Genomic DNA, 19,685 nt, shown 5'->3' on the forward strand with positions numbered 1-19,685 from the left:
GTATCGACCAAACGCACCCGGGTGTCTCACGACTTGCGGCAGCGGACCGTCTACCGTTATCCGCGTGAGTGCATTTCCCTGCAGTGATGATGTCCTTCCGGAGTCGGTGGCGCTGTTGCCGCTGCCCGAGGTGGCCGACAAGCTCGGGCTCGTCGTGACCCGGGTGCATCAGATGCTGCGCGACCACCAGTTGCTCGCCGTCCGCCGCGACGGTGTCGCGGGCGTCCCCGAACGGTTCTTCGACGCCGCAGGCGCGGTCGTCAAGCCGCTCCCCGGCCTGATCACCGTGATGAAGGACGCCAAGTACACCGACGAAGAGATCCTCCAGTGGATCTTCACCGACGACGACAGCCTCCCCGGCAAGCCCATCGACGCCCTCCACGGCCCGCTCGCCCGCGAGGTCATCCGCAGAGCCGCCGCCGACCCGTTCTGAGTTGTTGGCCGCGCGGGCGCGGCGTTGTTCGCGGCCCCTTGGTCTCGCGTCCGAGCGGCCGAGACTTGCGCCTGCGGCGCATGCGCTTCGGCCACTCGGACGCGAGACGGCCGCGAACGGCGCTCGCAAAACTCGCGCGTGGTTCGCGAGTATGCAGGCACGGTGTCGACAACCTGTGTCGACCTCATCGGTGGTTGCGTAGGGCAGCGGTGGTGAATTGCACTGCTGCGACGCCGAGGCGTCGGTGGCGGGGGACTACTGCGCGGTGGGTGAAGATGTCGTAGTCGGAGTCCTCTATGCGGTCGAGGATGGCTGCGTAGAGGGTGGCTGCGGTGCGGATGGCGGGGCGGACGCGGGGGTCGAGGAGATCGATGCCTGGTTGGGCCTTGCGGTAGATGTCGCGGTTGATCGCGATGAGGTGGGCCACGGCTCGGCGCAGCTTCGGGTCGGTGTGACCGGTGCGGCGGCAGTGCATGAGGAGATCGTGGTCGACGCCGAAGGCGGCGAGTTCGTCCGCAGGCAGGTAGACGCGCCCGCGGTCGAGGTCTTCGGCGACATCGCGGAGGAAGTTGGTGAGCTGGAACGCTTCGCCGAGTGCGGCGGCGGCGGGTTCGGCCTCGGCGACCGGGCCGACGGTGCCGAGGACGGGGAGCACCTGGAGACCGATGGCGGCGGCGGAGCCTGCCATGTAGTCGCGGAGCTCGGCCATCGTGGTGTAGCGGTCCCGGAAGTTGCTGGTGCCAGGCACATCCATGCGCATGGAGTCCAGGAACGTCCAGAAGTGTTGTGCGGCAATGTCGTAGCGGCCGATGGTGTCGGCGAGGGCGAGCAGGACCAGCCGGTGCGGCTCGGCGGGCAGCGGCTGTCCCGGCGATTCCAGCGCGATCCGCAGGTCCTTCTCGATCAGGTCGAGTAGGTCGGCAGGGTCTGGGCGCTGCGGAAGGCGCTGGGGCGCATCGGTTTCCGCGTGGTCGACGATGTCGTCGACGAGCCGGGCGAACGCGTAGAGCGCATGGATCGCTGGTCGGCGTTCGGCCGAAAGTAACCGGGTGGCCAGGAAGTAGGTGCGCCCGTGCGTGGCCGCGATCTGCTTGCATACGCGGTACGCGACGTCGAGCTGGGTCGACGAGGCGTCGCTGCTCATGGGCGGGCTGGCGCGGCCGGTTCGATGCTCGGCGGCGCGGACCGCAACCGCAGCGGATCCACCGTGCGCAACGACATCGCCGCCACCACGGCGGCGAAGGTCGCGGCGGCCACGTGCACGAAGTTGTACAGGCCGATGGAGCCGTCCGGTTGGAAGACCAGCATCAGCCAGGTGCAGAGGCCGACAAGCACCATCAATGTTCTGGTGGACAGCGCGAAGGCGGCGGCCAAAGCGAGCGGCCACGAGTAGTACCAGGGCAGCGCGGCGGGGGAGAGGATGACGATCGCGACGAACGCGATCAGGATCCCGAGCACCGCTTCGCGCTCGCTGTGCCGGAACCGCCACCAGGTCCACGCGAGGACGGCGACCAGCGCCACCGCACACAACACCCTGGCCACGTCGAGCACCGGCGCGAAGTTCAGCGGTGTCACCCAGGTGGTCGCGTGCGCCATGATCGTGGGCAGCGAGAGCCACTGGATGATCTTCTTCGACCCGGACAGCGCCGTCAGCCAGCCGAAACCGACGCCGGCGATGGCCGAGGCGGCCAGGAACACGATCGCGAAGACGCTCAGGCCGAGACCGGCGATCTTGGCGAACACCATGGTCGGGTGTGGCATGTCTTCGGTCGGTTCGGCGGCGTCGTGAGGTTGTTCGCTCTCCGGCAGGTGTTCCGGGTCGCGCCCGGCCCGGCGTGCGGCGCGTTGCTCGCGCTCGTGCAGCATCCAGATCCACACCAGGAACGGCAGCGCGACGCCTGCGGTCGCCTTGATCCCCACGGCGATGGCGAGCACGACGACGCCTGTCACGTGATGGCGTTCCAACACCAGCGCGATGGCCGCGCACATCAGTCCGACCATCAGCATCTCGTTGTGCACGCCGCCGATGAGGTGGATCAGCACCAGCGGGTTGAGTACCGCGAGCCACAGCGCGACCGTCGGCTTGCCGCCGAGATGCTTGGTCAGATACGGCACCGCCCACATCATCAACACCAGGCCGGGCAGCATCACGAAGCGCATGGCGATGGTGCCTGCGACCACGTTGTCACCGGTGATGCTGGTGATGCCGCGGCCGAGCAGCAGGAAGACCGGGCCGTAGGGCGCGGTGGTCGCCGTCCAGACCTCGCTCACGTTGTCCAGCAGCACACCCGGGTTCTTGACCGGCGGGTCGACGTACGGGTCGTAGCCGTCGCGCAGCAACGCGCCCTGCGCCAGGTAGGAGTACACGTCCCTGCTGAACATCGGCACGGCGAACAGCAAGGGGGTGATCCAGATTCCGACGATCGCGCGCAACTCGTTCAGCGTGACGCCCGCGTCGAGCCCGGTGCCTTTGCCGATGGTGGCGCGGCCGAGCCGGACCCACGCCGTGATCATCAGCAGCACGCCGATCCAGATGACGATGGTCGACAGTGCGTAGCCGTGGCCGAAACGCAGCCACGAGAGGTGCATCGCCTCGAGCAGCGGATCCTGCCGCCGGGTACTGCCCGCGCCGAAGCCGCCGAAGGTGATCATGAGCGCGCCGTAGAAGCCGAGCAGCGCGGCATGTCCTTCCGGGCTGCGGAGGAAATCGGCGGAGGTGCGGAGCAAGGCCAACACACTCTGGGACAGGGTGCTCGCCGACGCACGTGGTGCTGCGGCAACCGACTCGGATCGCTCGGTGGCGGCCGATTCGCGCTTCGTCGCATTGCTCGGTGCGTGGCCGGTGGTGTCAGTCAATGGAGCCTCTGCGGCGCGCGTTTCGGGGGATGCCATCTGGTGTCGGTCCCCCCGAATGGTCAGCGGTCGCAACCGCACGTGAATAGGTCGGCGCCTAGTTTACGGCGTCGCAGGGAACACTATCCCGCTGGTAGGTGCGGTTTCATCTCGAGCAGGGCGCATATCACCGGTAATACGGTTTGCCGCCAGTTTTCCGGACAGCAGTGTGGTCGGCACTCCTACGCCTGGCGTGGTGCCGCAACCTGCGATAACTACGTTGTCGCTGGTGCGCGGAAAATTGCGTGGGCGAAATGGTCCGGTTTGTCGGAAAAGATGGGCCGCGGAGAACGGCGAGCCTGCCAGCATCCCTTGGTCGTGCCACGTTTGCGGCGTATCGAGATGGTCGATGGTGAAGTGCTCGGCAATGCCCGTATATCCGCGTTCTTCCAGCACCAGAAGCAGTTCGCGGAGGTAGGCAGGGCCCACGCGCGACCAGTCCAGCGGGGCGGAGTCCAGGTTGGGGCACGGCGCAAGCAGCGACAGCGGCTCGTATGCGCCGTCCGCGCGTGCGATGACCAGAGCGGGGTCGGTGAGCGCGGGCCGGGTCAGCAGCAACGACGGGTCGCTCATCAATCGTCCTCGGCGGCCGGTGATCTCGGCGAACGTGGCGTCCCATGCCGCGCCGAACTCGATGGTGTGGTGCGCCTGCACCGGCCAGGTGGCGGCCACCTCGGCGGGCACGGTGCCGTGCGCGACGACCGCGGAGGGTGCGGCGCGCAACCCGCGGCGCCTGCGCACGCCGAAGCGTGCGATGGAGCCGAGGTCGACGGTGAGCACCAGCACGTCACAGTCGAAAGCGCGGCCGTCGGCCGTGCGCACCCGCTCGGCCCGCCTGCCCGCATAGTCGACCGCGGTCACCTCGGTGCCCAATTCCAGCGTGCCGCCCGCCGCGGTGAAGGCCTCGGCCATGGCCGAGGCGATCGTGCGCATCCCACCCTCGGGAAAGTAGACGCCGAGCGAGGTGTCCATGTGCGGGATGGCGCCGTACACGGCGAGCGCGTCGGCGGGCGGCAGGCCCGCGTACAACGCCTGGAAGGTGAACAGCCGGGCCAGTCGCGGATCGTTCAGGAGTTTTCCGACTCGCTTGCCGAGCTTGCCGAACCCGCCGAGTCGCGCCAAAGAGACCAGCGCCCTGCGCTTTTCGGGGGTCCGCAGCATGTCCACCGGTGAATCGAAGTTGGTGTCCATGAATTCGGTGAACTCGGCCGCGTAGATGCGGGCCAGCCACGCGCGCAGCCGCCGGTAGCGGCGCGCCTCCGCCGGACCGCAGGCCGCGGCGACCTCCTCGGCCATCGCCTCGGGGTCCGCGAACACCCGGATCGTGCTGTCGTCGGCGAACTTTGCGTGGTAGGCGGGGGCCAGCTGATGGATGCGGAGCGCGGGCTTGCAGGTTTCCGGCGTGCGCCCGACCGCGGCAAGGGCGTCGGTGATCAGTTCGGGCAACGTCAAAACGGTAGCGCCGGAATCGATCTCGTAGTCCGGACCGCGATAGGTCCCGACCCGCCCGCCCGGCTGGTCGGCCCGCTCGAGCAGGGTGACCGAGCGTCCGGCGCCGGTCAGGTACAGCGCGGCGGAGAGACCGGCCAGCCCCGCGCCGACGACCACCACCCGATCCGTCGGTCCTGCAACGATTTTCACTGATCGACCAGCTCTCACGCGGCGCGTTTGGTCGCGGCGAGCGCCATCGCGCGTAGCCGCTCCTTGGCGGCCGATGTCGCCGTGCTCGCCTCGATGGCGGCCAGCCCAGCCTCGGTGAGCTCGCCGATCCGGCGTTCCACCTCGTCCACCGCGCCGAGCTCGGTCAGCACCTCGCGCAACCGCTCGACCTCGTCGGCGCCGAGATCGGTGCCGAGGCTGGTGCGCAGCAGCTTCGCGGCGGCCGGATCGGTCGCGTCCGCGCGCTGCAAGGCCTCGGCGACCAGCACGGTGCGCTTGCCTTCGCGCAGATCGTCGCCGGAGGGCTTGCCCGTGACCGCGGGATCGCCGAACACCCCGAGCAGGTCGTCGCGCAGCTGGAAGGCGATGCCGATGTCGGTGCCGTAGGTGCGATAGGCCGCGATCAGTCCTTGATCGGCGTCCGCGATGGCCGCGCCGAGGTGCAGCGGGCGTTCGACGGTGTAGGCGGCGGTCTTGTACCGGTTGATCCGCAGCGCGGCCGCGACCGACTCGTCGCCGCCCGCCTCACCGTGGATGTCGAGCAGCTGCCCGCCGAGCACCTCGGTGCGCATCCCCGCCCACACCGGCGCGAACCTGGCGATCGCCGCCGGGTCGAGCCCGGAGGCGTGCACCATGTCATCGGCCCAGGCCAGCGCCAGGTCGCCGATGAGGATCGCGACGCTGGTGCCGAAGTGAGCGGAATCACCAGCCCAGTCACGGTCGCGGTGGCGCTGCTCGAAATCGACGTGGACCGTGGGGAAGCGTCGCCGGGTGCGCGAGGAATCGATGATGTCGTCGTGGATCAGCGCGCACGCCTGCACCAGCTCCAGCGCCGAACACGCGGTGAGCACCGCGTCGGCCTCTGAGCTCTCGGCGTCGCCGCCCGCGCCGAGCCACCCGGTCCACGCGAACGCGGGCCTGGTGCGCTTGCCGCCGCGCAACACGAACAGCTCCAACGCATCTGCCGCCTCGACGAAGACCGGGCCGAGCTGCTCGACGATGCCGCGACGCGTGGCGAAGAACCTGTTCAACGCGTTTTCCACCGCGGTGACGAAGCCAGGGGTGCCCGGCTGCGGTGCGATGAGCTCGGCCGCCGAGGTGCGGTGAGGCGTCTGGGTACCGGGTCCGGCGGACAGGGGGAGCCTCCAAGGTCAGGCGGGTGCTGGTCTGTCCGAAGAATACGCGTTGGCTGCGCCGACCCGCCGGGGCCGCCGCCGCTCGCCACTTACACTGGACCGGTGACTTTCGATAATGCGCGGGGACGCTCGACCCCAGGCCGTCCGCCCCGGACGCACCCGAACGTCTCTGGAACACCCTCGGTTGTACAGAGTCTGCGGACCCATTCGGGTCTCGGCGTGCCGTTCTCCGTGGAGTTCAATCCGCCGCGGGACGCGGCCGCGGAGGCACGGCTGTGGCGTGCCGTTCGCCAGTTCGAGCGGATGCATCCCGCGTTCGTGTCGATGACCTACGGCGCGGGCGGTTCCACTCGCGATCGCACCGTGCGGGTCACCGGTGAGCTGGCGCAGGAGACCACCCTGCTTCCGGTGGCGCACCTGACCGCCGTCGAGCACAGCCTTGCCGAATTGCGCTCGCTGGTCGGCTCCTACGCCGATTCGGGCATCCGCAACATCCTGGTGCTGCGCGGCGATCCGCCCGGCGATCCGCTCGGCGAATGGCAGCAGCATCCCGAAGGTGTCGCCTACGCCGAGGAACTCGTGCGCATCGTGCGCGACCTCGGTGACTTCCACGTCGGTGTCGCCTCGTTCCCGCAGGGGCATCACCGGTCGCCGGACCTGGACAGCGATACCGCCTTCCTGGCCGCGAAACTGCGTGCGGGCGCGGAATATTCGATTACCCAGATGTTCTTCGACGTCGAGCACTACCTGCGGCTGCGCGACCGGCTGGTGCAGTGCGACCCGATCGAGGGCGCCAAGCCGATCATCCCCGAGCTGATGCCGATCACTTCGCTGCGCACGGTGGCGCGCGCCGAAGAGCTGTGCGGCCGTGCGCTGCCCGCGTCGGTGCTCGACCGGCTGAACAAGGCGGCGGGTGACGCCCCTGAGGAAAACCAGGCCGCGGTGCGCGAAGTCGGCATCGAGATCGCGACCGAGATGGCGCAGCGGCTGATCGACGAGGGCGCGCCGTGCCTGCATTTCATCACCTTGAACTTCGCTAAGGCGACCACCGAGGTCCTCACCAACCTCGGCTACGGCGTGACCGCGGCGCCGATCAGCGCCTGAGGGCCGAACATCCGAGGGTGTCCGGCCCTGTTCGCTACCAGCCGGGGTTTCCGGCGAGTGGCACGTTCACATAGCTGGGTGCCGACGGATCCAGTTGCAGGTGCTGGGGTTTGAGCTCGGTCGCGTCCAACAGCGGGCGGATCGGCAGGCCCTTCGGATAGTTGCCCGCGAAGATGTCGACCCGAAGCCGGTGTCCCGGTTGGAGAATCGCGTCGGTGGGGGCGAGGCCGACATCGAGTTGGACGGGTTGTCCCGGCACCACTGCCTTGCGCTCGGCGAGCGACATCACCGGGAACGGATCGGTGTACGCACCGTCGGGGGAGCGTCTGCTCTGTCCGTCATCGATGGCACGCAACGACGACATCAGCTGCCCGGTCGTCAGCGTGACCGAACGACCGTCTGGGGCAACGTCGTTCAGCGTCGCGGTCCAGTAGCCGTCGGTGGCGTCGTGCACCGTGTTGAGGTGCACCGCGATCGGGCCGGAGATCGGCGTCGGCGCGGTCACCGGCGGGCTGGTGAAGGTGAGCCCGCTGAGTTCCTGTATCCGCGCCTCCTTGCCGCAGCCGGAGAAGACCAGGATGCCCGCGGTGCCCTGCACCGAGTCGGCCGAACAGAGACTGGCCAGACCCGGTGCCACGGTGAGCCGATTCGTCTCGGGAGTGGGTTCGGCGGTGAGGGTTCCGTCGTGCACGCTGGTGGTAGTGGTGCCGCTCGGCGCCGCCGAGAAGTACAACCGCCGGTGGCTCGCCTCCGGCCGCGGGAACTGCTCGGCGCTGGTCCAGCCTGCGCCCTGCTGCCACATGGTCACCGGGCCGTAGCCGTCGATCCCGTTGTCGATGCCCTTGAGCCACTTGTCGAACCACGCGCGCTGCAACACGTCGATGCGCGGCGGTTCACCGGGCTTGCCGCGCATGTCGAAGCCCGTGCTCACGTGGTAGCTGTTGCCCATGATCAGCTGCTTCTGCCCGGGTGGCAGCGGAATGTCTTGGTAGATACGGGGTTCGCCGTTGGCGAAGTTGTCGTGCCAGCCGCCGATCACCATGGTCGGCACCGTGATGCGGTCCGGATGTCCGAGCCACGCCTGCCTGATCGGGCTCGCCGGGTCGAGAACCTCCTGCAGCTGCGGCGGAACCCGGTCGAACGAATCGGTGCCCAGTGTCTGGATGCCGACGTCCAGGAACGACAGCGGGCTGGCCAGCCGGTCGCTGAGCCACTGCATATCGAACCTGCCTTGCAGCAGCGACACCAGATCGGGCACGAACTTGGCCACATTCACCAGGAGCAGATAGGGCAGCAGGATCCCGATGGCCGCACCGCCCGGCGCGATCATGTCGCGCACCAGGTCATTGCCCGGCACCACCGGGACGATGGCTTTCAGTGCGGGCGGCTGCTTTTCGGCGGCCTGCACCTGGTTGATCCCGGAGTACGAGGCGCCGGTCATGCCGACGTTCCCGTCGGACCACGGCTGTGCGGCGGCCCACGCGATCACCTCGGGGGTGTCCTGCTGGTCCTTCGGTCCCCACGGCTCCCAGATCCCCTGGGAGAAGCCGGTGCCACGGACGTCGACCACGATCTGCGTGTAGCCGCTGCGAATCAGGTTGGGGTCCACCGCGAATGCGCGCCCGAACCCGCCGCCTGCGACCCGCGTCGCGTCCGTCAGTCCCTCCAGCGGAGTGCCTGGCAGCTCGAAGTCGCGAAGGAAGCCGACGATCGCGTCGGACAGCACCGGGATCGAGAGCCCGGTTTGCGCGATCATCGAGAGCAGCTTGGTATAGGGCGTCAGGTTGACGATGGTCGGCAGCGGCGTCGCGATGGGTCCGTTGGTGTCCGCGGGCCGATACACGTTCGCCTTCAGCACCGTGCCGTCGCTCATCGTGATCGGCACATCCCAGTCGATATGAATCCCCGGGTACTGCTGCGGACCGTCGTGCACCGCGGTCCACTGTGGCGTTCCCTCAGGTGACGCGGGCGCGGTCGGCGCTACCAGTAGTTGTGACACAGCGAGTAGGGCGAGCACTCCGATGAACCAGCGGGTCCCCGGGTGCTTACCCACCCCGCGGACTCCGTCGGCTGCCGTCCCCGGTGGGGCTGGAGCAATCCTCATCGATCTCCTCCGTCGTTCCGAATCGGCCAGAAATATACATGCAGGCATGTATGTTTCGTGGTAGTTTTCGAAATAGGGGTGTGACGGGCGGTTTGATCTTCGTGACGCCGGGTATGTAACTGTTTGATCTCGGGGTATTTAGCTGTCCTGGACAGATGATCAAAAATTGATGAACACGTGAAACGGGGGCGTGACTGCCCTCGATGGAGTGAGTGTTCGACGGATTCCCGGTCCGTCGGGCCTGTGTTGCGGGATGTGTAAGAGAAGGGGAGGGCACGGCGCAGTGACCCCACCAGCCAAACGATCGTTCAGACGGCACGACCAGCACATGGCGGCGGGATACCTGGCTTTGGCCAGAGGTTGCCGGACCGCCGATGACCAGGAAGACACACACGTGACGGGGTCGATGGACGCCGTCCGGCGGGACTTCTATGTCGTGCGCCAGCACGACGAGCCCGCCTGGACATGCTGTGCAACCGAGGAACAAACGGCCGAACGGCCGAAACCCTTGTCCAGGCGCGCCCATTGGGCCGCCGACTTCGAGGGTGACACGCAAAGCATCGAGGCTTTCGAATCGAGCTACTCGGATGCCTATCGGGCCGCCGAGGACCGCGAAGACTGGAAGATGCTCGAGGAGCTCAAGGCCGCGGTCGACCGCGCGTACATCGCCGCGCAGGACCGCGTGGACGAGCGGCGGATGGCCGGGCTCAAGAGCCTGCGCGAACGCGCGGAACTCGACACCTTGGCCAGGGCCTATCGGACCGCCGAAATCTATGGACTGTCAACGCAGTCGGTGACCTACGCGGGCTGGCACGTCGGCGCGCGCACCGGCACCGGCACGCCAGAGGGTGCGCTGATGGTCTACGCCGAGTCGGGCGACGAAGCGGTGTTCGACTTCAGGCCCGGGCAACGCGCTCAGGTCAGGGAGATCATCCGGGCAGGCAGCCGTCGCGACTTCAGCATGCGGCCCTACACCATTCGGCGGATCTCGCCGGGCCTGCTCGGCTCGCTCGCTCCGCAAGCCGCCAGGCTGGACGTGATAACCAGGGACGGGACAGTGATTCCGGCCACGGTGGTGGCACGGACGTTCGCGGTGGACCTGCCACTCGAACTGCCGAGCCAGCCGCGACTGACCGCACTGCGCGCTGCCGCGACGGCATCGAACGACGCCGAATTGGCGGCGATGATCGCCGTCGAGACGGAGGTCTACGAACAGCTGCGCGACTTCACCGTCCGCGTGTACGACAGCGCAGACGCCCTCCTGTACGAGGGGCCTGCGCTGCCGATCGAAAACTCACGCGGCGCGGGCTGCGCGTAACCCCCAGGCGTCGGCGAGGAGTCGATGCGACTCCAGCCGGTCGGCGTGCCGGTGCGTGACGCTGGTCACGAGGAGCTCGTCGGCGCCCGTGAGGTGTTGGAGAGCGGCCAGCCGCTCGACGACAGTGCTTGGCGCGCCTACGAATTGGGTGGCCAGGCGGTCGTCGACCAGGCGGTGCTGTTCGGGGGTGAGCGGGGTGGCGGTGTCCGGGTCGAGATAGTCGGCCGCGCCGGCCCCGCTGCGGATGCTGTGCACCCAGTGGCCGTAGGTGGCGGCGTGCTGGCGGGCGGTCGCGTCGTCGGCGGCGACCACCACGTCGGCGGAGACCACGACATAGGGTGCGGACAGCTGGGGAGAGGGGCGGAACGCCGCGCGATAGGCCTCGACCGCGTCCAGCGCGGTGCCGGGGGCCACGTGGTAGGCCGCGGCGAACGGAAGCCCGAGTCGGCCGGCGAGTTCGGCACTTTCGCCACCGGAGCTGCCGAACAACCACAGCTCGACCTGCGCGCCCTCGCCGGGAACGGCATGCAGCGCAATGCCTTCCGGACTGGCGAAGGTGCCGTCGAGTAGCGCGCGGATCTCGTCGATCTGCTCGGCGAAGTCCAGTGGTTCCGCGCCGCGCTGCTGCAGGGCGCTGATCGAGGCGAGGAATTTCGAGCGGTCGGCGATCCGGCCCGGATCGAACGGCGGCGGAACGACGACACCGTCCCGGATTTCGGTGCGGCCGGTCGCGGTGTCGATCTTGGGATGGCTGCCCTTGGCATGTGCTGGCTCCGAGCCGTATTGGCTGCGGCGGTGGCCGGAGCGACCGAGGCCGAGATCCAGTCGGCCGGGGTAGAGCGCGTCGATGGTGCCGAAGGCTTCGACGATCGACGCCGAGGTGTGATGGCCGACCTGGACGGCCGCCGAGCCGACCCGGATGCGGGAGGTGGCGGCGGCAACCAAGCCGATGAGGGTGATCGATGCGGAGCTGGCCACCGAGACGAAGTGGTGTTCGGCGAGCCAATAGCGGTGGTAGCCCCACTGTTCGGCGTGCTGCGCGAGGTCGATGGTGTTGCGCAGCGCCTGCTGCGCGGTCGAGCCTGCGCTGACCGGGGACAGGTCGAGAATGGAGAGCGGGACGGTCACGCGGTCCTCCCTAGCCGTGGATGCTGTTCGCCTGCTTCGATGGCCACCCGCAGCCGGTTCTCCGCGGGTGCCAGCGGGCAGGTCGCGAAATCGGTGAAGGCGCACGGCAGGTTGGCCGCGCGATTGAAGTCGAGCCGCACGAGGCCGTTCGCGTCGGGCGCGCCGACCACGAGCGAGCGCGCCGCGGGATAGGTGGTGATGCCGCTGGTCGCGTCGGTGAACAGCAGGCGCAGATCGGTGGGATCGCCGAACGCGATCACCCGCTCGGTGGCCTCGCCGATGGCGAATTCGATGGTGCCCGAGGCGGTGTGGTGGTGCTCGAGCCCGTCGATCACGGCACCGGTGGTCACCGTCGTCGACTCGTCGAACGGGGTGAACCGGCCCTGCACCACCCAGCGCGGGTCGGCCGCATAGGCCGGAATGCCGTCGAAACTCACCAGCGTCGGCGCGGCCGGATCGTGCACGCGCACCGCGTACTTGCCGGTGCGCCGGATCACCTCGAGCACCCGATGTTCGTGCAGCACCGACAATCCCGGCGCGCCCTCGGCGGGCGTGAGGATCTGCACGCCCGCGATGCGGTTGCCGTCGAATTCCAGGCGGTCGGCGGGCTGCGCGGTGATGAACACTTTGTTGTCGGTGACCCACCAGGTGCCTGGCACCTCCGGCAGCCGCTCGGGTTGGTCGGTGAGCCAATGCAATCCGGTCAGGCTGAGGAAGCCGAGCGGATCACGCAACTGGTCTTCCCGCGCGTGATGCCAGCGTGCCCACTCGGTTTCGAAAACGGTGCTGATGCTTGTCGTCATGACGCTCGTGCTCCTTCGTGGACGGTGCGGTGCTGACGCGGACCGAGCTGGTCGCGCCGGGTGGTGAGGTCGGTCATCAATGGGTCTCCCGCCAATCGAGGCACTGCCGTGCCGCCGGGTGCAGACCCGTTCCCGCGGCGTCGGGTGCGAAGAACAGTGCGTGCTGCCACAACTCGGCGCCGCGATCCGTCCCCGGCCCGGTCAGGTGGGTTCGCCACCATCGCTTCGCGCGGGCAGGCAGCGACGGCGCCGCGTCCGGCCTGCTCCGGCAGCAGACGGGCCGTTCCGTGCGGACGAGTATCCGGCTGTGGCGGTAGGTCGAATCCGACATCAGGGGAGTCCTTTCGCCACGGCGGGCCGGGGGATGGCCGAGAGCAGCTCGCGGGTGTATTCGTGCTGCGGATTGTCGAAAATCTGTGCGGTGGTCCCGGATTCGACGATACGGCCGTGCCGCATGACGGCCACGTGATCGCTGATCCTGCGGACCACCGCCAGGTCGTGCGAGATGAACAGGTAGCTCAGCGCCAGCTCGGACTGCAGCCGGTCGAGCAGCTCCAAGATCTGTGCCTGGACCGAGGCGTCGAGCGCGGAGACGGGCTCGTCGAGCACCAGCAAGTCGGGATGCAACGCGAGGGCACGGGCGATCGCCACGCGCTGGCGTTGTCCGCCCGACAGTTCGGCGGGGCGGCGCTGCGCGAAGTCGGCGGGCAGCGCCACCTGCTCGAGCAGCTCGGCGACCCGCGTCTGCCTGGCCGCGCGGTCGCCGACGCCGTAGGCGCGCAGCGGCTCCTCGATGATGGCGCCGACGCGCCAGCGCGGGTCGAGCGACGCGTACGGGTTCTGGTAGACCACTTGGAACCGCTTGCGCAGCAGCCGGAGTCGTGCGCCGCGCAGCCGGGTCAGCTCCTGTCCGTCGAAGGCGACCCGCCCGCTGTCGGGGTCGGTGAGCCGCAACGCGATGCGCGCCGTCGTCGACTTGCCCGATCCGGATTCGCCGACCAGCGACAGGGTTTCGCCGCGCCGGAGCTCGAAGTCGACACCGGCGACCGCGGTGACCGACCCGCCCGCCTGCGCGCGGAATCGCTTGCGCACCTCGCGCACGGCGAGCAACGGCGTCGCGCCGTCGCGTGGCTTGGGCGTCCGATAGACACCGACGGGCGCCAGGCTCGGTGAGGCCGCGAGCAGCCGCTTCGTGTACGGATGCCGCGGCTCGGCCAACACCGTTGCGGTCGGCCCGCTTTCGACGATCTCGCCGCCGTGCAGCACGATGATCCGATCCGCGCGCTCGGCGGCCACCGCGAGATCGTGGGTGATCAACAGCACCGCGGTGCCCTTGGCCGCGATCTGGCTCGCCAGCTGATCGAGCACGCGGCGGGCCACCGTGGCGTCCAGTGCGCTGGTCGGCTCGTCCGCGATCACCAGGTCCGGCTCACAGGCCAGCGCGGAGGCGATGAGCACCCGCTGGCGTTGACCGCCGGAAAGTTCGTGCGGGTACTGCACTTCGCGCAGCTCCGGCCGATCCAGGCCCGCTTCGGCGAGCAACTCGACCGCGCGTCCGCGCGCGGACTTGCGGTCGGCCAGCCGGTGCACCACCAGCGCCTCGGCCACCTGCTCGCCGACGCGCTGGACCGGATTCAGCGACAGACCGGGATCCTGTGGCACGAAACCGATCCGCGCGCCGCGCAGCCGCTGCAATGCCCGCGCGGACCTGGTGTCGATCACCTTTCCGTCGAACGCGATAGTGCCCCCGGTTATTTCGGCGTTGGCGCCGAGCAGCCCGATCACCGACTGCGCGAGGGTGGACTTGCCGGAACCGGATTCGCCGACCAGTGCCACTACTTCGCCGCGGCACACCTGCAACGAAACCCCGGCCAGTGCGCTGACCGCACCCGAGTCCGCCTGGTAGCGGACCCGGAGATCGTCGACCTGCAGCAGCGGATCGGCGGTGCGCGTTCGGGTTTGCGTTGGTGGTGCTAACGGCGAAGTGATGGTCATGGTTATTCGTTCCTTCCTACGGCGCGCCCTAGGCGCTGAGCGGCCAAGACAACCGCGACGATGACCAGCCCTGGCAGCGTGGTCAGCCACCACGCGGTGGCGAGATAGTTGCGACCCTCGGAGATGAGCGAACCCCATTCCGGGGTGGGTGGTTTCGCGCCGTAACCGAGGAAGCTCAGCGCCGAGATCGAGAGCACGGCCATGCCGAACTCGACCGCGGCCAGCGCGAGCACCGGCTGATAGGAGTTGGGCAGCACATGCCGCAGCAGCGCCGTGTACCATCGGGCGCCCGCCGCATGGGCGGCCTCGACATACGCCGCGTTCCGCACCCGCAGCACCTCCGACCGCATGACCCTGGCGAAGTTGGCGATCAGCGAAACGCCCACCGCGACAGCCACATTGCGGGTGCCGAAGCCCAGCGCGGTGACCAGCGCCAGCGACAGCAGCAGTGCCGGGATGGACAGCAGCACGTCGACGACACGCATGACGACGGAGTCGACGAACCCACCGGCCGCGCCGGAGACCAAGCCGAGGAGCGACCCGGCCACCAGGGCGATCCCGACTGCGGCGAGCGTCGCGGTGAGCGAGAGCCCGGCGCCGTGCACCATCCTGGTGTAGAGGTCGCGCCCGAGGTTGTCGGTGCCGAACCAGTGCTGCGCGTCGGGACTGCGGAACTTCTCCGCAGGCACCCCGGTCAACGGGTCACCGCTGGCGAATACCGAGGGAAACAGCGCCCACCCGACCGCCAATGCCGAGATCAATCCGGACAGGACGAGGATCGCGTTGCTGCGCAACCACTTCCCTCGCAGCGTTGGCGCGCGCAGCGAGATCGGCCGCCGCTCCTCGATGACGTCAACCACGAACTGCCACCCCTTCGACTGTCCCGCTCGGCTCGGGCGTCGCCTCGGCCGCGAGGGTGCGGCGGGCACGCGCGGCGATGCGCGGATCGAGCAGTGGATACAGCAGATCCACCGCGAGATTCACCGTGACGAACACGGTGGAGGTGAGCAGGACGACGCCCTGCACCACCGGAATGTCTTGTGCCAGTACGGCGCTCTGGGTGAGCCGCCCGACGCCCTGCCTGGCGAAAACGGTCTCGACCACGACGGATCCGGCCAGCATGTTGCCGACGAGCACGCCGGCGATGGTGAAGGTCGGCACGCTTGCCGGACGCAGCACGTGTTTGCGCTGCACCCACCAGCGTGAACCGCCCTTGGCCAGTGCCACATCGACGAACGGCTGCCGCCAGGTGGCCGCGAGCCCGGCCGTGAGCACCTGGGCGATCACCGCACCGATCGGCAACGCCAGCGTCACCGCGGGCAGCACCGTGGCCGCGAAGCCGTGTCCGCCGAAGGCGGGGACGAGCCGCCACTGGAACGAGAACAGCTGCAGCAGCAGCAATCCCGTCCAGAAGGTCGGTACCGAGACCCCGAGCGAGGGGAGCGCCGCCAATGCGGTGCGCAGCCACGGGCGCCGGGTGTAGGTCGCGGCGAAGGCCACCGCGACGCCGCCGACGGTCGCGAAAACCAGGGCGAGCCCGGTCAATGCGAGCGTCGACGGCAATGCGTCGCCGAGCGCGCTCGTCACCGGCTGTCCCGTGCCGATGGAATGCCCGAGGTCGCCGCGCACCGCATGCCAGAGCGCGGTCCAATACTGCTCCCACAGTGGCCGATCCAGCCCGTAGCGTGCCTGCAACTCGGCGATCGCGGCCTTGTCCACCGGGGTGCCCGCACCGCCGCCGTCGGCCGCGATGGAGATCGGGTCGGCGGGCAGCAGATAGAGCACGACGAACGAGAGGGTGAACGCGGCCCACAGCACCCAGATCGCCTGCAGGACCCGCAGAGCCAGATAGCGTGCCATCGTCACCGCCCGCTCAGCCAGGCGTCGAAGAACTGCAGCCGGGCCGAGGCTTCGAACCTCAGGTCCTGTGCGGTGGCGCTCGCGCCGATCGCCTGGGACAGCTCGACCGTCGGAATCCACAGTCCGGCCGTGAGCACCTGCTGTTGCGCGGTGCGGACCAGGCCGGTGCGTGCGCCGTTGTCGACGGTGCCCAGCTGACCGTCGAGTGCATCGTCGAGGGCCGGGATGCGGTCGCGCGCATTGAGATTGCGGCCGTCGAGGCCGAACGAGGTGCGCAGGATGTCACCGTCCGCGCGGGTGGTGTTGTAGTAGGTGCTCTCGAAGTCCTTGGCGTTCTGCCGCGCGGTGGACTCCGCATTCGACACCAGATCCAGCTTCAGTTCGATACCGACCTGGCGCAGCTGCTGCTGCACCAACTCGATGATCGCCTGATTGCCCGCGAACACCTGGCTGAAGAGCACCGAGAAGGACAGGCGCTCACCGTTCTTCACCCTGATGCCGTCGCCACCCGGCACCCAGCCCGCCTGATCCAGGATGGTGCGCGCCTTCGCAGGCTCGTAGGCCAGCTGTGCCGAAAGATCCTGGTAGCCGGGCGTGCTGCTGGCCAGCGTGCTGGTCGCGGGCTTGAACTGTGGCCCGAGCACGGTGTCGACCAGCTGCTTCCGATCGATCGCAGGCAACAGGGCCTGGCGAACGGCAGGATCGCGCAACGGTCCTCGGGTCACGTTCGGCTGGAAGCCGAACGGCACACCGGGATTGGCGGTGCTGAGCACCCGGCCGCCTGCCGCCTCGATCTGCGGTGCGTCCTGCGGCAGCGCGTCGCTGATCGCGTCGAGTTGTCCCGAGGCCACACTGCCGGTGCGCACGCCGGATTCGGGCACAACGGTGAACTCGATCTTGTCGAGGTATGCCTCGCCGCGATGCCCGAACACCGCCGAACCCCACTGGTAGCCAGCGCGTTTCGCCAGCGTTACCGAGGCGTCCTGGCGGTAGCTCGCGTAGGTGAACGGGCCGCTGCCGATGTTGTCGCCGAGGCAGCGCTGTTCGGCGGGCTTGGCGGTGGTGGCGTCGGCGAGGATGCCCAGCTGCGTCGTCGAGGACGCCTGCAGGAATTGCGCGTTGGGCTTGGTGAACTCCACCCGCGCGGTCAACCGGTCCACCGCGGTGGTGCCGACGTAGTTGGTGAGATAACTGGCGCCGAGTGGGGATTTCGCCGAACCGAGCTTGACGATCGAATCGAAGGTTTTGCGCACCGAATCCGCGGTGAGCGGCGTGCCGTCACTGAAGGTGACGCCGTCGGTCAGCTTGAACGTGAACACCTTCGCGTCGGGCGTCACTTCCCAGCTCTGCGCGAGCCACGGCTTCAGCTCGCCGGTCTTCGGGTCCTGGTCGGTCAGCGAATCCACGATCTGCCGGGAGACGTACAGCGTCTGATTGGTGCCGGACTGCGCGGGATCCGAGCAGGTCGGCGCCTGGGACAGCCCGTAGCGCAAGGTGCCGCCCGGCTTCGGCGGCCCGGCGTCACCGCCGGGAGCGGCCGAATCGGTGCCGCAGGCGGCGACGGCGCCGATGGCGGCCAGTGCGCCTGCCAGCGCGAGGATTCGGTGGCTGGTTCGGATCACGGTGCTACTCCAGAGATTTCGGTGCGGACGAGGTCGTCGCGCGGGTCGAGCTCGGCGGCATCGGCGCCGGTGGCCAAGGGGCGGCTTGGAATACGGCGGCGCAACTCCGGCGCCACCGCGGTCTGGAACAGCGCGAGACTGTCCAGGTAGTCGATCTCGGGGCGGCCGTCGCGCTCGGCGGACAGGTGGATCACCTCGTGGCCGAACTGCTCGTGCTGCCTGCCGACCTTGTCGAGCACCTGCTCGGGACTGCCGACCAGGGCCGAGCTGCGGGCAACGAAATCGTCGAGGGTCTCGAACACGATCGGCAGCCCGAGCTTGTGCGCCAACGCGAGTCGCGCCTCGAAGATCGGACGGTAGGTGTCGAGCGCCTGCTGAGAGGTGCGGGCCACATGGAATCCGGCCGTGCCTGCCCCGACCAACGCGTCCTCGGGCCGGTGGCCGTAGAACTCCCAGCGCTCCCGATAGTGGCGCACCAGTTCGGCATACGGCTCGATCGGGTTGGTGACGTTCGCGGAGAACAGTGGATCACCGTTGCGGGCGGCAAGTTCCACCGAGTCTCTGCTCGTCGCGCTGCCGTGCCAGATCCGGATCTTCGGCTGCCACGGCCGCGGCAGCGCCTTCGCCGCCTGCAGTTCCGGCCGGAACCGGCCGGACCAGGTCACGCTGTCGCTGGCCCAGAGCGCCCGAAACAGCTCGTAGCCTTCGCGATTGCGGTCCCACTGGTCGTCGGTGGTGACGTGGAACAGCTCGGCCTGCGCCGCGCCGTTGCCCTTGCCGATGATCAGCTCCAGCCTGCCGCCGGACAGGTTGTCCAGCGTCGAGTAGTCCTCGAACGCGCGCACCGGGTCCAACAGGCTGAGCGTGGTGACCGCGGTGAACAGCGTGATACGCGAGGTGACCGCGGCGAGATGGCTGAGGATCACCGGCGGTGCGGCGGACAGGAACGGATCCTCGTGCCGCTCGCCGACCGCGAAGCCGTCGTAGCCGAGATCCTCGGCCAGCTTGGCCTGGTCGACGACAGTGCGCAGCCGTTCCCTGGTGCCGGGGAGGCGTCCCGTCGTCGGATCCGGCACGCGGGTAACCAGGGTGAAGAGCAGGAACTTCATGCGATCGCCCCCAGATCGTCGGTACGGGACAGGTGCTTCTCGAACGGGTGCGGGCCGATCTCGTCGGCGGGCACGGCCGGGTCGTAGAGCGCGGTGTAGCCCGCCGCGAGATACAGCGCGACGGCCTCGGGCTGGCGCGGCCCGGTGGTGAGGTAGATGCGCCGGTAGCCGCGCTGCACGATCTCGGCCTCCAGCTGCTGGAGCACGTAGCGGCCGAGGCCTTGCCTGCGATGTTCCCGCGACGTCCAGATGCGTTTCAGCTCGGCGGTTTCCGTGTCGTAGCGCTGAAAGGCACCGCCTGCCACCGCTTCTCCTGCCCTGGTGACGACCAGGAGCGCACCGTGTGGTGGCGCGAACGCCGCCGCCGGGTACTCGGTCAGTGATGCGTGCATCTGTCCTGCGGTGCCGCCGTAGCGGCTGCTGTATTCGACCGCGAGTTCGGCGAGCAGGGGAGCGGCGAGCGGATCGCTCTGGGCAACGCGGTGCACCCGCAGCTCCGGTCGCGAAAGCTGTTGGGTCACC

General features: G+C 68.8%; 17 protein-coding genes. 3 read left to right on the forward strand and 14 right to left on the reverse strand.

What is annotated here, in order from left to right:
- Positions 1-64 precede the first annotated feature (64 nt).
- Positions 65-433 carry an Rv2175c family DNA-binding protein gene (locus ACGFNJ_RS41025; RefSeq protein WP_393461502.1) on the forward strand — a complete coding sequence of 123 codons (369 nt, stop codon included), beginning with the start codon at positions 65-67 and terminating at the stop codon, positions 431-433.
- Positions 434-617: 184 nt separating this feature from the next.
- Here ACGFNJ_RS41025 and ACGFNJ_RS41030 read toward each other — a convergent pair whose 3' ends face one another.
- The 4 genes from ACGFNJ_RS41030 to ACGFNJ_RS41045 all read right to left on the reverse strand — a co-directional run bounded on the left by ACGFNJ_RS41030 (position 618) and on the right by ACGFNJ_RS41045 (position 6,066).
- On the reverse strand, positions 618-1,577 hold the full coding sequence (locus tag ACGFNJ_RS41030; protein ID WP_393461504.1) for a phytoene/squalene synthase family protein: 960 nt from the start codon (positions 1,575-1,577) through the stop codon (positions 618-620).
- Positions 1,574-3,289 carry an alpha-(1->6)-mannopyranosyltransferase A gene (locus ACGFNJ_RS41035; RefSeq protein WP_393461506.1) on the reverse strand — a complete coding sequence of 572 codons (1,716 nt, stop codon included), beginning with the start codon at positions 3,287-3,289 and terminating at the stop codon, positions 1,574-1,576. The genes ACGFNJ_RS41030 and ACGFNJ_RS41035 overlap by 4 nt, the downstream gene beginning before the upstream one ends.
- A gap of 99 nt (positions 3,290-3,388) precedes the next feature.
- Positions 3,389-4,966, reverse strand: coding sequence for a phytoene desaturase family protein (gene crtI / locus ACGFNJ_RS41040; protein ID WP_393461508.1), 1,578 nt, complete (start codon positions 4,964-4,966; stop codon positions 3,389-3,391).
- Positions 4,967-4,980: 14 nt separating this feature from the next.
- Positions 4,981-6,066, reverse strand: coding sequence for a polyprenyl synthetase family protein (locus ACGFNJ_RS41045; protein ID WP_393461669.1), 1,086 nt, complete (start codon positions 6,064-6,066; stop codon positions 4,981-4,983).
- A 156-nt stretch (positions 6,067-6,222) separates the two neighbouring features.
- Here ACGFNJ_RS41045 and ACGFNJ_RS41050 point away from each other — a divergent pair, with 156 nt between their 5' ends.
- Complete coding sequence (locus ACGFNJ_RS41050; protein WP_393461510.1) at positions 6,223-7,224, forward strand: methylenetetrahydrofolate reductase; 1,002 nt, start codon at positions 6,223-6,225, stop codon at positions 7,222-7,224.
- Between the two features lie 34 nt (positions 7,225-7,258).
- Here the strand turns inward: ACGFNJ_RS41050 and ACGFNJ_RS41055 are convergent, their stop codons facing one another.
- Entirely contained in the window at positions 7,259-9,328 is a 2,070-nt protein-coding gene (locus ACGFNJ_RS41055) for a CocE/NonD family hydrolase (RefSeq protein ID WP_393461512.1), read from the reverse strand.
- A gap of 394 nt (positions 9,329-9,722) precedes the next feature.
- On the opposite strand from ACGFNJ_RS41055, the gene ACGFNJ_RS41060 reads away from it, so the two are divergent.
- Complete coding sequence (locus tag ACGFNJ_RS41060; RefSeq protein WP_393461514.1) at positions 9,723-10,646, forward strand: hypothetical protein; 924 nt, start codon at positions 9,723-9,725, stop codon at positions 10,644-10,646.
- On the opposite strand, the gene ACGFNJ_RS41065 is transcribed toward ACGFNJ_RS41060, so the two are convergent.
- The 9 genes from ACGFNJ_RS41065 to ACGFNJ_RS41105 all read right to left on the reverse strand — a co-directional run bounded on the left by ACGFNJ_RS41065 (position 10,623) and on the right by ACGFNJ_RS41105 (position 19,684).
- On the reverse strand, positions 10,623-11,774 hold the full coding sequence (locus ACGFNJ_RS41065; RefSeq protein WP_393461516.1) for an LLM class flavin-dependent oxidoreductase: 1,152 nt from the start codon (positions 11,772-11,774) through the stop codon (positions 10,623-10,625). The two genes, ACGFNJ_RS41060 and ACGFNJ_RS41065, sit on opposite strands and share 24 nt — an antisense overlap.
- Positions 11,771-12,577, reverse strand: a complete 807-nt coding sequence (locus ACGFNJ_RS41070; RefSeq protein ID WP_393461518.1) for a DUF1684 domain-containing protein — start codon at positions 12,575-12,577, stop codon at positions 11,771-11,773. Before ACGFNJ_RS41070 ends, ACGFNJ_RS41065 begins: the two co-directional genes overlap by 4 nt.
- Before the next feature lie 76 nt (positions 12,578-12,653).
- On the reverse strand, positions 12,654-12,908 hold the full coding sequence (locus ACGFNJ_RS41075; RefSeq protein ID WP_393461520.1) for a hypothetical protein: 255 nt from the start codon (positions 12,906-12,908) through the stop codon (positions 12,654-12,656).
- A complete protein-coding gene (locus tag ACGFNJ_RS41080; RefSeq protein ID WP_393461522.1) occupies positions 12,908-14,572 on the reverse strand; it encodes a dipeptide ABC transporter ATP-binding protein in 1,665 nt (554 codons plus the stop codon). The genes ACGFNJ_RS41075 and ACGFNJ_RS41080 overlap by 1 nt, the downstream gene beginning before the upstream one ends.
- A 2-nt stretch (positions 14,573-14,574) precedes the next feature.
- A complete protein-coding gene (locus tag ACGFNJ_RS41085; protein WP_393461671.1) occupies positions 14,575-15,381 on the reverse strand; it encodes an ABC transporter permease in 807 nt (268 codons plus the stop codon).
- A gap of 43 nt (positions 15,382-15,424) precedes the next feature.
- Positions 15,425-16,432 (reverse strand): ABC transporter permease, encoded by a 1,008-nt coding sequence (locus tag ACGFNJ_RS41090; RefSeq protein ID WP_393461524.1) that lies wholly within the window; start codon positions 16,430-16,432, stop codon positions 15,425-15,427.
- A 2-nt stretch (positions 16,433-16,434) separates the two neighbouring features.
- Positions 16,435-18,054: an ABC transporter substrate-binding protein gene (locus ACGFNJ_RS41095; RefSeq protein ID WP_393461526.1), complete on the reverse strand. Its 1,620-nt coding sequence runs from the start codon at positions 18,052-18,054 to the stop codon at positions 16,435-16,437.
- On the reverse strand, positions 18,051-19,163 hold the full coding sequence (locus ACGFNJ_RS41100) for an LLM class flavin-dependent oxidoreductase (RefSeq protein ID WP_393461528.1): 1,113 nt from the start codon (positions 19,161-19,163) through the stop codon (positions 18,051-18,053). Before ACGFNJ_RS41100 ends, ACGFNJ_RS41095 begins: the two co-directional genes overlap by 4 nt.
- Positions 19,160-19,684: a GNAT family N-acetyltransferase gene (locus ACGFNJ_RS41105; protein WP_393461530.1), complete on the reverse strand. Its 525-nt coding sequence runs from the start codon at positions 19,682-19,684 to the stop codon at positions 19,160-19,162. Before ACGFNJ_RS41105 ends, ACGFNJ_RS41100 begins: the two co-directional genes overlap by 4 nt.
- Position 19,685 lies beyond the last annotated feature (1 nt).

Source organism: Nocardia sp. NPDC049149, assembly GCF_043197455.1.
In the GTDB taxonomy this organism is placed as follows: Bacteria; Actinomycetota; Actinomycetes; order Mycobacteriales; family Mycobacteriaceae; genus Nocardia.